This is a genomic window from Streptomyces sp. NPDC002004, assembly GCF_053593975.1.
The window spans coordinates 113,625-125,950 of the sequence record NZ_JBSFDP010000018.1 but is presented as its reverse complement, the minus strand read 5'-3'; the positions used below and the strand labels follow the sequence as shown (position 1 = coordinate 125,950).

General features: G+C 69.3%; 11 protein-coding genes. 5 read left to right on the top strand and 6 right to left on the bottom strand.

The window, feature by feature from the left end; all coding sequences use genetic code 11:
- Positions 1–46 precede the first annotated feature (46 nt).
- The 3 genes from ACWCP6_RS24465 (at position 47) to ACWCP6_RS24455 (ending at position 1,964) form a co-directional block, all read left to right on the top strand.
- Positions 47–1,030: a phosphotransferase family protein gene (locus ACWCP6_RS24465; protein ID WP_450934661.1), complete on the top strand. Its 984-nt coding sequence runs from the start codon at positions 47–49 to the stop codon at positions 1,028–1,030.
- Positions 1,031–1,179: 149 nt separating this feature from the next.
- Positions 1,180–1,440 (top strand): hypothetical protein, encoded by a 261-nt coding sequence (locus ACWCP6_RS24460; protein WP_450934660.1) that lies wholly within the window; start codon positions 1,180–1,182, stop codon positions 1,438–1,440.
- A 227-nt stretch (positions 1,441–1,667) separates the two neighbouring features.
- A complete protein-coding gene (locus ACWCP6_RS24455; RefSeq protein ID WP_450934659.1) occupies positions 1,668–1,964 on the top strand; it encodes a hypothetical protein in 297 nt (98 codons plus the stop codon).
- A 104-nt stretch (positions 1,965–2,068) separates the two neighbouring features.
- Here the strand turns inward: ACWCP6_RS24455 and ACWCP6_RS24450 are convergent, their stop codons facing one another.
- The 5 genes from ACWCP6_RS24450 to ACWCP6_RS24430 form a co-directional block, all read right to left on the bottom strand.
- Positions 2,069–3,385, bottom strand: a complete 1,317-nt coding sequence (locus ACWCP6_RS24450; protein ID WP_450934658.1) for a M20 metallopeptidase family protein — start codon at positions 3,383–3,385, stop codon at positions 2,069–2,071.
- Between the two features lie 299 nt (positions 3,386–3,684).
- On the bottom strand, positions 3,685–5,328 hold the full coding sequence (locus ACWCP6_RS24445; RefSeq protein WP_450934657.1) for a glycoside hydrolase family 13 protein: 1,644 nt from the start codon (positions 5,326–5,328) through the stop codon (positions 3,685–3,687).
- Positions 5,329–5,367: 39 nt separating this feature from the next.
- On the bottom strand, positions 5,368–6,204 hold the full coding sequence (locus ACWCP6_RS24440; protein ID WP_450934656.1) for a carbohydrate ABC transporter permease: 837 nt from the start codon (positions 6,202–6,204) through the stop codon (positions 5,368–5,370).
- Positions 6,201–7,244 carry a carbohydrate ABC transporter permease gene (locus ACWCP6_RS24435; RefSeq protein ID WP_450934655.1) on the bottom strand — a complete coding sequence of 348 codons (1,044 nt, stop codon included), beginning with the start codon at positions 7,242–7,244 and terminating at the stop codon, positions 6,201–6,203. The genes ACWCP6_RS24440 and ACWCP6_RS24435 overlap by 4 nt, the downstream gene beginning before the upstream one ends.
- A gap of 11 nt (positions 7,245–7,255) precedes the next feature.
- Positions 7,256–8,551 carry an ABC transporter substrate-binding protein gene (locus ACWCP6_RS24430; protein ID WP_450934654.1) on the bottom strand — a complete coding sequence of 432 codons (1,296 nt, stop codon included), beginning with the start codon at positions 8,549–8,551 and terminating at the stop codon, positions 7,256–7,258.
- 394 nt (positions 8,552–8,945) lie between these two features.
- On the opposite strand from ACWCP6_RS24430, the gene ACWCP6_RS24425 reads away from it, so the two are divergent.
- Together ACWCP6_RS24425 and fabV are read left to right on the top strand one after the other, a co-directional pair.
- Positions 8,946–9,977 (top strand): LacI family DNA-binding transcriptional regulator, encoded by a 1,032-nt coding sequence (locus tag ACWCP6_RS24425; RefSeq protein WP_450934666.1) that lies wholly within the window; start codon positions 8,946–8,948, stop codon positions 9,975–9,977.
- A 229-nt stretch (positions 9,978–10,206) separates the two neighbouring features.
- A complete protein-coding gene (fabV, locus tag ACWCP6_RS24420; RefSeq protein WP_450934653.1) occupies positions 10,207–11,421 on the top strand; it encodes an enoyl-[acyl-carrier-protein] reductase FabV in 1,215 nt (404 codons plus the stop codon).
- Between the two features lie 257 nt (positions 11,422–11,678).
- On the opposite strand, the gene ACWCP6_RS24415 is transcribed toward fabV, so the two are convergent.
- Positions 11,679–12,239: a TetR/AcrR family transcriptional regulator gene (locus ACWCP6_RS24415; protein ID WP_450934652.1), complete on the bottom strand. Its 561-nt coding sequence runs from the start codon at positions 12,237–12,239 to the stop codon at positions 11,679–11,681.
- Positions 12,240–12,326 lie beyond the last annotated feature (87 nt).

Genomic DNA, 12,326 nt, shown 5'->3' with positions numbered 1-12,326 from the left:
GTGGCCGCCGGGCCGTCCGGCGGCCACGTCTCAGTAGGGTGCCCTCATGGTCGAAACCTCCAGGACGGAACACGGCAACTCGCCATCGGGCGAACGGAATTGGGCAGCCACACGTGCCTGGGCCGAGAAGCGCCTCGGCGAAGGGGAGCGGATCGAGGCCGCGGAGCGACTTCGCGGTGGGTGGACTTCGCAGATGCGCCTGCTGCACATCTCCGGACCGAACGGAAGGCGCAAGCTGGTCCTACGCTCCTTCGTCAAGCCCTTCTATCTTCGGCACGCGGATGCCCTGCTCTCCCGGGAAGCGCGGATTTTGACGCTGCTCGCCGCCTCTGACGTGCCGACAGCAGCATTGTGTGCCGTCGACGCGACGGCAGAGCACTGCAACCATCCTTCCTTGCTGATGTCCATGCTGCCCGGCAGCGTTCGACTGGACGAGGCCGAGGCCGACCGGCGCTCCGAGCTCCTGGCCCGGCAGCTGACACGGATCCACAAAGTGAACGTCACCGAGCAGAACCGTCCACGCACCTACGAAGCGTGGACGTCGGCACAGGGAGTACGCGTGCCGGACGGCACGCGCCGGCCGGAACTCTGGCAACGCGCCGTGGACGTCATTCGGCAGGAACCGCCGAACTTCGAAGGGTGCTTCCTGCACCGGGACTTCCACCCCGGCAATGTGCTCTTCACGGGGCAGGGCCGGGACCTCCGCGTCACCGGCGTCGTCGACTGGGTCGAGACGTCCTGGGGACCGGCCGATCTCGATGTCGCCCACTGCTCCACCGCACTCGCACTTCTGTACGGCCCCGACATAGGAATGCACTACGCCGATCTCTATCTCCGTGCAGGAGGTGGGTTGACCCAGGCGTCGGCGGACCACCTCTACTGGCGGCTCCTGGACGCCCTGGCCTTCGCACCGGACGGAGAGAAGGTCGCCGCCCCGTGGCGCGAGCTGGGTCGCACGGACCTCACCCCAGCTGTCCTCACCGAACGCTTGGAGGGCTACCTCGAAGCTCTCTTCCACCGCTACGGCTGACTTGTGGGTGGAATCCCGAGGGGGGCTCCCGCAGCATCGGCGAAGGCCCACGAGCGCACCGAGCCCTCCTCCCCCCTCGCCATCACCCAGGCAGGAGCCGCAGCCAGGACACCACCGCAGGCAGCCGGCGAAGAACGCAGGTGCCCCGGATGATTCAGCTGCCTGCGGACTTCGTCCACGACATGCTCGGCCGAGTCGTGGCGTCCTTCACCGCGCGTGACGACACGCCAGCCATGCGATTACTCGCTGACGACACCGGCATCACCTACGACATCGGCACGGCACGACCGCGGTCGGCCATCCATGGACCACAACATGCACTCCTGGCCTGGCTCATGGGACGCACCCATGGCGCCGACCTGACCGTCCATGGCACCTCGACACTCCCCAAGCCGCCCTTCCTCTACTGATCAGCGATTTCGAGCCCACAGCCTGCCGTCCGTGACGCCTGATCGGCCGATGCTCCCTCCGTGCCGTCCAGCCTCGGCGAGGAGGCGAGTGCCGGCACGGAGGTGGCGTAACCCGACCGGGCGCAGGCACCGCGAGCATTCCCTCCCTTTTGTCGTTGATCGAATACTTTGAGCAATGCCAGTGGGCTGTGCGCAGAGCAGCCTGCGCTGAGGGAAGGCGATTGCCAATGATGCGACGCATCGGGACGGTGCTCGGAGTATGCGCGGCTGCTGCCGCGCTCGCGCTTGCGGCTCCGGGTTCCGCCAATGCGGCATGGGGGGTCCTGATCATCGACGGCGCGGCCCACCTGAACCCGAGGGGATGCTTCCCGCTCGGGGACTTCGCGCCACCGGTCGTCATCAATGAAACGGCCTCGGTTGCCGAGGTGTGGACCGGACCAAACTGCACGGGGCAAGTCGAGTGGCTGATCCATCCCGGTGAGATCTACCACCCGCGGGCCAGCCGAAGCGTCTTCATCTTCTGAGCGGGAGTTCACCCTCTGCGCGGAGCGCGCAACACGTACTGGCGGCTCGCCGGACGGCGGCCCGATGTGTCCGGGCCCGCGGACTGCTGGGGTGGGAGCGGGGGTCAGCCGACCTGTCGGCCGGCCCCTGCGCCCGTTCGGGTCCGCTCCGCCATCCAGCCGGCCATCGCCCGCACGCCGACGCCGATGGCCCGCTCGTCCGGGGCGAAGTCGGCGTAGTGCGGGTAGCCGGCCGTAAGGGGTGTGCCCGGGGTATGGACACCGAGGAAGGTGTACGTGCCCGGGATGCGGTCCAGGTACAGGGCGAAGTCCTCGCCGTTGAAGGGGAAGGCGGCGTGGAGTTCGGTGACCGCGCCCCGCCCCAGTGTGCGGCGCAGGTGGCGTGCGAGCGTCCGGGCGTCGCGCTCGGGGCAGACCATGGCCGGGAACGGCTCCGCGGGGAAGTTCACCCCTGCCCCCGTGTAGGACCTGGCCAGCCGACGGATGTCCTCGCGCACCTCGGCGTACCGCTCCTGCGGCCAGCAGCGAGTGGAGACCTGCACCGTGGCATCCTGCACACGGGCCCGTACGGCCACGAACCGGGCCAGCGGGCCGTCGGGCGTCTGGACGTCGGCGACCATCCGCTCCAGGTCCGCGGGCGTCTGCGGCGGTGTCACGGTGGCGAGCGCACCGATCTCGGCGGCCAGTCGCCGAGCGGCGTCAGGGGCGTCCGGGCCCGAGAGGGTCACCTCCGCGTGGTCCTGCCCCGGCAGCCCGTACCCCGGAGTCACGGCGAGCTGCCCCACGGGGAAGGGACCGCAGTGCAGCGCGTGGATCTCCTCGATGCGGTTGCGCTCCAGCACACCCGCATCGAGCAGGGCCCGGGCCCCGGCCAGCGACTCCTCGGCGGGCTGGAAGAGGAACACCACCGTGCCGCTCAGGTGATGCCGCAGCCGGGCCAGTACCTGTGCCACGCCGAGTGCCATCGTGGTGTGCAGGTCGTGTCCGCAGACGTGGGCCGTGGCAGGTCCGCCCCCGATGATGGCCTGAGGGGGCACCGCGTCCATGTCCGCCCGGTAGGCGACGGTCCGGCCCGGACGCGAGCCCCGCAGGACCCCGATCACACCGTGTCCGCCGCCCACCTCGGTGGTGACGGCCAGTCCCGCTGCCCGTAGCTCCCGGGCCACCACCTCCGAGGTGCGTTGTTCCTGTCCCGGCCCCTCCGGGTGCTGGTGGAGGTCCCGCCTGAGCTCGATCAGTCCCTGCTCCAGGCGGGCCACTTCGGCGTCCACGGCGCGTTGCCCCAGCGGCTGCCGCCCCCCTGCCTCGGCGACGGCTCTCCCCGCACTCACCCCCACGATCCCCGCACCGGCTGCCGCCGCTCCGGCGAGCAGCGTACGGCGTGCGAGAGCGTGCTCCGTGGCACGATGCGTTGTCGGCACTGTTCCCCCTCTGTGGTCTTCCCGGTGGACTCCCACGACGTGTGCGTCGGGGCGGGGCGGCGAGCGTACGGTTCGGGCCCGCGTGTTGCGGGCCATCACCACGCCGCCCCGTGATCGGAAGTCCGTGAGAACACGATCGCTGTACGCACCTGTCGTTGCCCATCCGGCGAGCCACCCTTGAGGGGTGGGGACAGCCCCCTCACCGGGCCGGTCGCCAACCACCGAGCCACCGAGCCACGAACGTTCTCGGGCGGCAGGAGGGGCCGGGAGGCGGACGTCGCCCGGACCCTCCTGGGCCGCTATACCGCCAGCCAGGCCGCCTGGTCCGGTGCCAGCAGGCCGTCTTCGAGTCGACTGCTGGACAGCAGGACGGCGATGTGGTCGGGCAGGGGGTGGGCCACGGTCGAGAGGTTGACCACGCAGACGAAGCCGGGCTCGCGGCGGAAGGCGAGGACCCCGTCGGGTGTGTCCAGCCAGGTCAGGGTGCCGTCGCCGAGTGCGGGGTGCTCACGGCGCAGGCGCAGGGCGGCACGGTAGAGCTCCAGCATCGACGTGTCGTCGCCGGTCTGCGCCGCCACGCTGCGCTGGGCCCAGTCGGCCGGCTGGGGCAGCCAGGGGGCGGCGGTGGCGCTGTCGGGACTGAAGCCGTACGGTGCGCTTCCCCCGGACCAGGGGATCGGTACCCGGCAGCCGTCGCGGCCACGTTCGGTATGGCCGGAGCGTTCCCACACGGGGTCCTGGAGGACTGCCTCGGGCAGGTCCTCGACCTCGGGCAGGCCGAGTTCCTCACCCTGGTAGACGTAGGCGCCGCCGGGCAGGGCCAGCATGAGGAGGGAGGCGGCACGGGCGCGGAGGGTGCCCAGTTCCAGGTCGAGGGGGCCTTCCGGGCGGTAGGTCTCGTTGGCGACCCAACGCCTGGCCGCCTTGCGGCCGTAGCGACTGGGATGGCGTACGACGTCGTGGTTGGAGAGCACCCAGGTCGCGGGGGCGCCCACGGCTCCGAGCATCGAGAGGGAGTCGTCGATGACCGTGCGGAGTTCCTTGGGGTGCCAACTCGACATGAGGAAGTCGAAGTTGAACGCGGTGTGCAGACCGTCCTCACGAACGTACGCGGCGAGCCGCTCGGGGGTGTCCGCCCATGCCTCGGCGACGAAGCACCGGTCGCCGGGGAACTCGTCGGCCACCCGGCGCCACACACGGTAGATGTCGTGGACCCCGTCGCGGTCCCAGTGCGGATGGTCGAGGTGCCGGCGGCGCTCCCCGTCGTCCGGGTCCCGGCGCGGCGGCAGATCGGGGAGTTCCGGATGCTTGATCAGGCCGTGGGCGACGTCGATGCGGAATCCGTCCACGCCGCGGCTGAACCAGAAGCGCAGGATCGATTCGAACTCCGCGTGGACGTCCGGGTGTTCCCAGTTGAGATCGGGCTGCTCGGGGGCGAACAGGTGCAGGTACCACTCGCCGTCGGGCAACCGGGTCCAGGCGGGGCCGCCGAAGCACGACACCCAGTCGTTGGGCGGCTCGGAGCCGTCGGCACCTCGGCCGGGACGGAACACGTAGCGGTCGCGCTCCGGACTGCCCGGTCCGGCCGCGAGCGCCGCCCGGAACCAGGCGTGCCGGTCCGAGGTGTGGTTGGGCACGATGTCGGGGATCACGCGGATCCCCTGCCGGTGCGCCTCCTCTATCAGCTGCTCCGCCTCGGCCACGGTGCCGAACAGCGGGTCGATCTCGCGGTAGTCGGCCACGTCGTAACCGTGGTCCGCCATGGGCGACTTGTACCAGGGGTTGATCCAGATCGCATCCACACCGAGCGACTTGAGATACGGCAGACGGGAGCGGATGCCGGCGATGTCGCCGACGCCGTCGCCGTTGCCGTCGGCGAAGCTGCGGATGTAGACCTGGTAGATGACGGCGCTGCGCCACCACGGTGCTGCGGTACCGGACATGTCGGTGCGTTACTCCTTCGTCTGCGAGGGCAGGCTGTGCTACTTCGCCGCGCCGGCGGTGAGTCCGGCGACGATGCGGCGCTGGAAGAGCAGCACCATGACCACCAGCGGGATCGTGACGAGGACGCCCGCCGCCATCTGGCTGCCGAACGGGGTTTCGTACGTGGTTGCGCCGGTGAATTTCGAGATGGCGACGGGAGCGGTCTGCATACGGGGTTTGTTGGTCATCGACAGGGCGATGAGGAACTCGTTCCAGGCCGCGATGAAGGTGATGATCGCGGTGGTGAAGATGCCTGGTGCGGCGAGGGGGATGATGATCCTGCGGAACGCCTGCCCACGGGTGCAGCCGTCGACCATGGCGGCGTGTTCCAGTTCGTCCGGCATCTGCCGGAAGAACGTGGTCAGGTTCCACACCGCGAGCGGCAGTGCGAAGGACATGCTCGGCACGATCATGGCCTGGTAGGTGTTGATCCAGCCGACGTCGGTGAACAGCTTGAGCAGCGGAACCACGATGGACACCACCGGGAACATGGAGGTGGCGATGACGAGGGTCAGGATCAGCCTCTTGAAGCGGAACTCCAGCCGGGCCATCGCGTAGGCGGTGAAGGTGGCCAGCACCAGTGCGAGGGCCGTGGTGATGCCTGCGACGACCAGGCTGTTGAGCAGCGCGCGCTGAAAGCCCTGCGCTGGATCGAACACCGCACGGTAGTTCTCGAACGACACCGGAGAGGGAAACAGCGAGGTGTCGAAGATGTCCGAGGTGCGGCGCAGACTGGAGACCAGCATCCAGTAGAAGGGGGCGAGGCAGTACGCCACGACCGCGACGACGCCCGCGTACAGCAGACCGGTGCGCCCTTTCGCCGTGAAGGTCGTCATGCCGGCACCTCCCTGCGGGGCGCGACAGCGATCCGCAGACGCTTGCCCTTCCGTCCACGGGTGCGTCCGCCGCCGTCGCCGATGAGGTCGGCGCCGAGCAGCCCGACGAAGGCCAGCGCGACGAGGAACACGTAGAGGAAGAGGAGCACCGAGTATGCGGAGGCCGGTCCGAAGCGGACGTTGGAGGCCTCGTTCTGCGCAAGCATGGACAGGGTCTCCACCGAGTTCTTCTGCGCGCCGATGAGGATGTAGGGCAGGTCGAACATCCGCAGCGCGTCCATGCAGCGGAACAGCATCGCCACCAGCAGCGCCGGCTTCACCAGGGGCAGGGTGATGTGCCAGAACTGGCGCAGTGGGCCCGCCCCGTCGATGCGGGCCGCTTCGTACACCTCTCGCGGGATCACCTGAAGGCCGGCCAGGACCAGCAGGCCGATGAAGGGAGAGGTCTTCCACACCTCGGCGACGACGACCGCGACCTTGGCGTGGAAGCCATCGGTGGTCCACAGGACCTGGTGGCCGAGGAGGGCATTGGCGACGCCGTCGCTGTTGAAGATCCACCGCCACAGGAGGGCGGAGATGGCCGTGGGCACGGCCCAGGGTACGAGGATGCCGGCCCGCACCAGGGCGCGGCCCCGGAACGCCTTGTGCATGATCAGGGCCATCGCCACACCGATCACGGTCTCGAGTCCGACCGTGACGACGGTGAAGAGCGTGGTGTTCCAGAAGGCGTTCCAGAACCGGTCCCCGGCAGCGGTGAAGATGTCGGCGTAGTTCTTCAGCCCGACGAACGGCTCCGTGGTCCGGATGAAGCCGGTCTTCGGGTCCAGGCCCTTCGGCCCGTACAGCGAGCCCCGTAGGGCCATGACGGTCGGATAGAGCACGACGGTGGTCAGCACCAGCAGTGTCGGCGAGACCAGCAGTGCCGCCGTCCGGCCGGGGCCCGAAGCCCTTCGGGAGCGCCTCCGCCGTTGGTTCACCGCCGCGGAGTGCTGCCCGCTCGGCGGGGTGGCGATCGTGGGCGGGATCTTGATGTCGGCCATGCCCCCGCTCCTCACTGCACCGGAGACTTCTGCAGGTCCTTCTGCAGGTCCTTCAGCGCGTGCGCGCTGCTCTTGCTTCCGGTGAGGGCGGCGTACGCCTCCTGCTGGATCGCCGAGGTCACGTCGCCGTACTGCACCACCCGCGGGCGAGGCACGGCATGGAGGATGGACTGCTTGAGCACGGGCAGGTACGGATACTTTCCGATCAGCGACTTGTCGTCGTACAGCGCGGTGTATGCCGGGGCGAGGGAGCCGTCCCTGAGCGACGTGGCCGTGTTCTCCTCGTTGGTGAAGAACTTGACGAAGTCCAGGGCCGTGGCCTTGTTCCTGGCAGAGGACGACAGCGCCAGGTTGTGACCGCCCAGGCTGGAGGCGCCGGGCCCATCGAGACCGGGCAGGGGCGCGACGGCGTACTTCCCCGCGATCTTGCTCTTGCGGGCCAGGGCGTACATGTACGGCCAGTTGCGCAGGAAGACCAGTTTGCCGGACTGGAACGCCTGGCGGCCGTCCTCCTCCTGGTAGGTGGCGGCCTCCTTGGGGATCGTCCCGTCCCTGAAGGAATCGACCAGGAAGTCCAGGCCCTTCTTCGCCTCGGGGGTATCGATGTCCGGCTTGCCGTTCGCGTCGGTGACGGCGCCGCCCGCCGAGTTCACGGCCTCGGAGAAGTTCACGGTGAGGCCCTCGTACTTCTGGAACTGCCCGGCGTAGCACGACATGCCCTTGGCCTCGGGCAGCTTCTCGACCTTGGCGCAGTCGGCCTTCATCTGCGCCCAGGTCGTCGGCGGCTCGCTTGTGCCGGTCTTCTTCAGGAGGTCGGTGCGGTAGTAGAGCAGTCCGCCGTCGGAGCTGGCCGGGACCGCGTAGAGGCCGTTGCGGTACTTGGCCGTCTCCACCACCGGCTTGAGCATCCTCCCGAGGGGGAACTGCTTCTCCGGCAGGGGAACGATCCACTGGTGGGCGGCGAACTCCGAGGTCCACACGGCGTCGAGGGAGAGCACCGTGTAGGCGTCGGACTTGGTCTCCGCGTTCTGGATCATCTGCTGGCGCTGCGCGTCCGGGTCCGTCGGCAGCTGGATGAAGGTGACCTTCTCCTTCGGGTGCAGCTTGTTCCAGCGGTCGAGCATCGGCTGGACAGTGCCGGTGGTGTCCTTGCCGGCCACGTAGGTGATGGGGCCGCGCCCCTCGAAGGACGTCGTCCCCGCTCGGCCGGAGTCGCTGCCGCCGGGCGAGCCGCAGGCGGTGAGGAGGAGCCCGCCGGCGGCGAGCACGGCCGGACACTGCAACGCTCTGCTGATCCTGGTCTTCACTGTGTCTCCTGGTCGTACCTGGTCGTGCGGAACCGAGCCCGGGACGGATCCCTCCGGTCGAGGGCGTCGCCGAGATGACTGCGAGATCACTCTGTTGTGAGATTGCGTTGTCGCGGCATCTTGTGGATCAACATTGCAGGTCAAAGCACTGAGGGTCGGCTCGATCAGGAACGCTTCGACTCCGCTGAGACAACGCTTGCACGCTAGGAGGGCGATATCCGGAAGTCAATCCGTTACTTCGCGGTAATGATGGGACGCCACAGGCCGCAGGAGCGCGATCTGGTGGTGGTTTGCTGTTGTATGTCCACTGTGACAGCGCTGTCATTCTGCGATCACGCAGAACGACTGTCTGTGCTACCTTCCGCTCATGCCACCAGCTCAGCGGCACCCCACGATGGCTGACGTCGCCGAACGGGCCGGGGTCTCCACATCGACCGTCTCGCGCACCCTTCGAGGCCTGTCCACCGTCTCTCCTGAGGTCCGGGCCCGCGTCGAGCAAGCGGCACGCGAGCTGAACTTCGCCGTGTCGCGGCAGGCTGCAAGCCTTGTCACCGGCAGGACCGGGACCGTGGCGGTGCTCGTGCCCACCCTTGACGCCTGGTTCATGGGATCGGCCCTGTCCAGCCTGGCTCCCGTGCTGGGGGCGGCGGGCATGGAGTTGACCGTCTACCTGACCCGCGACATGGCCGAGCGCACCTCGTTCTTCGAACGTCTCCCGGCCCGGCGCAACGCCGACGCGCTCCTGGTCTTCTCCTTCGACCTCACCGACGAGGAGACCGCGCGGCTCGACGACCTGGGCATGCCGGTCATCTACGTCAGCCAGCACGTCGACGGGCGGCCGAGCGTGTACGTCGACGACGTGGCCGGCGCCCTGCACGGCACCCGGCACCTGCTCAACCTCGGCCACCGCCGGATCGCGTTCGTGCTGACCGTCGGCGCCAGCGGCTTCTCCTTCAGCTCCAACGAGCGGCTCATCGGCTACCGGCAGGCTCTCGCCGAAGCAGGGATCCCCCTCGACGACGATCTCGTGGTCTCCACCCGGGTGGGCGACAAGCGCAGCACCGCCGAAGCGGTCGGGAAGCTGCTGAGCCTGCACGAGCCCCCCACCGCCGTCTTCGCCGAACAGGACGAGGTCGCCGCCGACTTCATCCGGACTGTGCGCCGGACGCAGATCCCCGTGCCCGAACGGATCTCCGTCCTGGGCTTCGACGACCAGCCGCTGGCCGACTGGTTCGATCTGTCCACGGTGGCTCAGTCGCCCTCGGACATCGGTCGCGAGGCCGGCGAACTGGCCCTCGCCCTCATCAACGACCCGGACACGGACCACAAGCGGCACATCGTCCTGCCGACCCACGTGATCCCACGGGCCACCACGGCTCCGCCTCCGGCTCCGACTCCGGCTCCTCAGCCGGAGGCAGACGGCTGAGGCCAGCAGCCGGACGGGAGACCGCCCGGGGATTCCCGACGACCGTACCCACTCGGCGCGGGCACCCGCCTCAGCCCCAACTGGGCTTCGTGGAAACGCTCCAAGACGGGCTGCCGATTGTTGTTTCCGACCAGGTCACGGCTCCCGTCCGCAGGCCTGCAGACTTGCAGGACGCGGTGCGTCGGCTCGTAGCCACCGCCTCCTGATGCCAGCAATGAAAGGGACTTCCATGGCCGAACGGACCGTCACACCCCGCGGACGCGGCTTCCTCTTCCTCGACTCCCACCCCGCCGGCTGCGACCGCGTCGTCACCGACATGTGGTCGGCCATCCCCGAACCGGCCGCCCCGCGGACAGGGGAGAAGCCGGTCGCGCTCGTGATCGGCTCCTCCGCCGGATACGGTCTCGCGGCCACCCTCGCCGGCCTCAAGCGTGCCGGCGTCCGCGGCATCGGTATCTGTTTCGAGAAGGCTCCCACCGACCGCCGAACCGCCACGGCGGGCTGGTACCGCACCGCCGCCACCGCCCGCCTCGCCCGCGAGGCCGGCAGCGACATGGTGTTCCTCAACGGCGACGCCTTCGGCGACGGGATGAAGGATCAGGTCTGCGCTCTGCTCAAGGACCGGTTCGGCGGCCGCCTCGACCACCTCGTCTACTCGGTGGCGGCGCCACGGCGCACCGACCCCGTCACCGGAACCACCTACGCGTCGGTCCTCAAGCCGATCGGCGAGCCCTACCGCACCAAGACCCTCGTCTTCGGTGACGACGGCACCCCGGAGATCCGCCACGCCGAGACCGGTCCCGCCGAGGGCGACGACATCGAGCAGACCGTTGCCGTAATGGGCGGCGCCGACTGGGAGCGCTGGATTTCCCTGTTCGCCGACCGCGGCCTGCTCTCCGAAGGTTTCACCACCGCCGCCCTGTCGTACATCGGTTCCCCGCTCACCGCGGCGATCTACCGGCAGGGCACCATCGGCGCGGCCAAGGCGCACCTCGAAGCAACGGCCCGCACCCTCGACGCGCGGTTGGGCAAGCTCGTCGGCGGCCGTGCGGTCACCTCCGTCAACGGCGCCGCCGTCACGCAGTCCTCCACCGCCGTCCCCGGCATCGCCCTGTACGTCGGGCTGCTGCGTGGCGTCCTCGGTGACCGCCTCGTTTCGCCGGCCGTCCAGCTCACCGAGCTGTGGGACCAGCTCATCGGCACCACCGAGCTGCGGCTCGACGACGAGGGCCGCATCCGCCTGGACACCTGGGAGCTGACCGACGACGTACAGGCCGCGGTTGCCGAACGCTGGGAGAAGGCCACCACCGACACCATCTCCGGCCTTGCCGACCTCAGTTGGTTCAGTGCCGAAGTGCGCCGCCTCTACGGGTTCGACGTGCACGGTGTGGACTACTCCCGCGCCGTCGAAACCGATATCGCCTGGCCCGGTTCCGCCATCTGACCGCTTCTCGAGGAGGCCGTGAGGCCGATGGGGCGAGTAACCCGTCCGACTGGTCCTGGCGGTCGGTGACACGGGCCTGTTGGCCCGGCGCGGGGCTGGGCGACCGGGGGTGCGGGCCCCCGGGCGACCGAAGCCCGGTCCCCCGGCCCCGCAGCACGCCCGGGGCCGGGGCCGGGGCCGGGGCCGGGGCCGGGGCCGGGGCCGGGGCCGGGGCCGGGGCCGGGGCCGTCAGCAGGGTTGGCGCCGCACCCCCAGAGCTACCTCAGGAGCCATTTCCTGGTCAGCCCCATCACTTCCGCCCGGCTGCGACCGCCGTGGTCGGCGGCGATGAAGTGGCTGCCGATGCGCAGCGAGAAGGTGAGCATGCAGCGCACCTCGACGTCTTCCTCGTCGGGGCAGAAGGAGCCGAACAGCGAGCGCAGGTAGTCCATTCGCCGGTTGTCGACGTGTCGGAGGCGGTGTGCCACGGCCTTGTCGCGCCGGGCCCAGTCACGGATCGCGAGGTCGATCGCGGCGCCGGTCACCGGCCCGTCGTCGAACGAGGAGACGAGCGTGAACAGCCGGTCGAGCTTGGCCCGGGCGTCTCCCCCGCCGCTCTCGACCTCCTCGATCACCTCCTCGGTGACCTCGCGCTCCCATGTGTCGAGCATCTCGGTCAGCAAGGCGTCGCGGTTGCGGAAGTACCCGTAGAAGCCGCCCTTGCTGACACCCAGCGACTGCGCCAGCGACTCGATCCGTACGGCCTCCGGGCCGCCGGCGGCGAGCACCCGCAAGCCCTCCTCGATCCACCTGCCTCGCGGCGTGCGGGCATGGGCCATGGTGCCTCCCCTCACGTCGCCCTCGTTGCGTCCGTACGGTGCCGTACTGACGTCCAGCCTGTCTGTACGACATCGTATACATGGCAC

Coding starts and splice junctions, on each gene's coding strand:
- ACWCP6_RS24445 (WP_450934657.1), bottom strand. CDS start 5,328: ATGTCCGGTACCGCAGCACCGTGGTGGCGCAGCGCCGTCATCTACCAG.
- ACWCP6_RS24465 (WP_450934661.1), top strand. CDS start 47: ATGGTCGAAACCTCCAGGACGGAACACGGCAACTCGCCATCGGGCGAA.
- ACWCP6_RS24460 (WP_450934660.1), top strand. CDS start 1,180: ATGATTCAGCTGCCTGCGGACTTCGTCCACGACATGCTCGGCCGAGTC.
- ACWCP6_RS24415 (WP_450934652.1), bottom strand. CDS start 12,239: ATGGCCCATGCCCGCACGCCGCGAGGCAGGTGGATCGAGGAGGGCTTG.
- ACWCP6_RS24440 (WP_450934656.1), bottom strand. CDS start 6,204: ATGACGACCTTCACGGCGAAAGGGCGCACCGGTCTGCTGTACGCGGGC.
- fabV (WP_450934653.1), top strand. CDS start 10,207: ATGGCCGAACGGACCGTCACACCCCGCGGACGCGGCTTCCTCTTCCTC.
- ACWCP6_RS24435 (WP_450934655.1), bottom strand. CDS start 7,244: ATGGCCGACATCAAGATCCCGCCCACGATCGCCACCCCGCCGAGCGGG.
- ACWCP6_RS24425 (WP_450934666.1), top strand. CDS start 8,946: ATGGCTGACGTCGCCGAACGGGCCGGGGTCTCCACATCGACCGTCTCG.
- ACWCP6_RS24455 (WP_450934659.1), top strand. CDS start 1,668: ATGATGCGACGCATCGGGACGGTGCTCGGAGTATGCGCGGCTGCTGCC.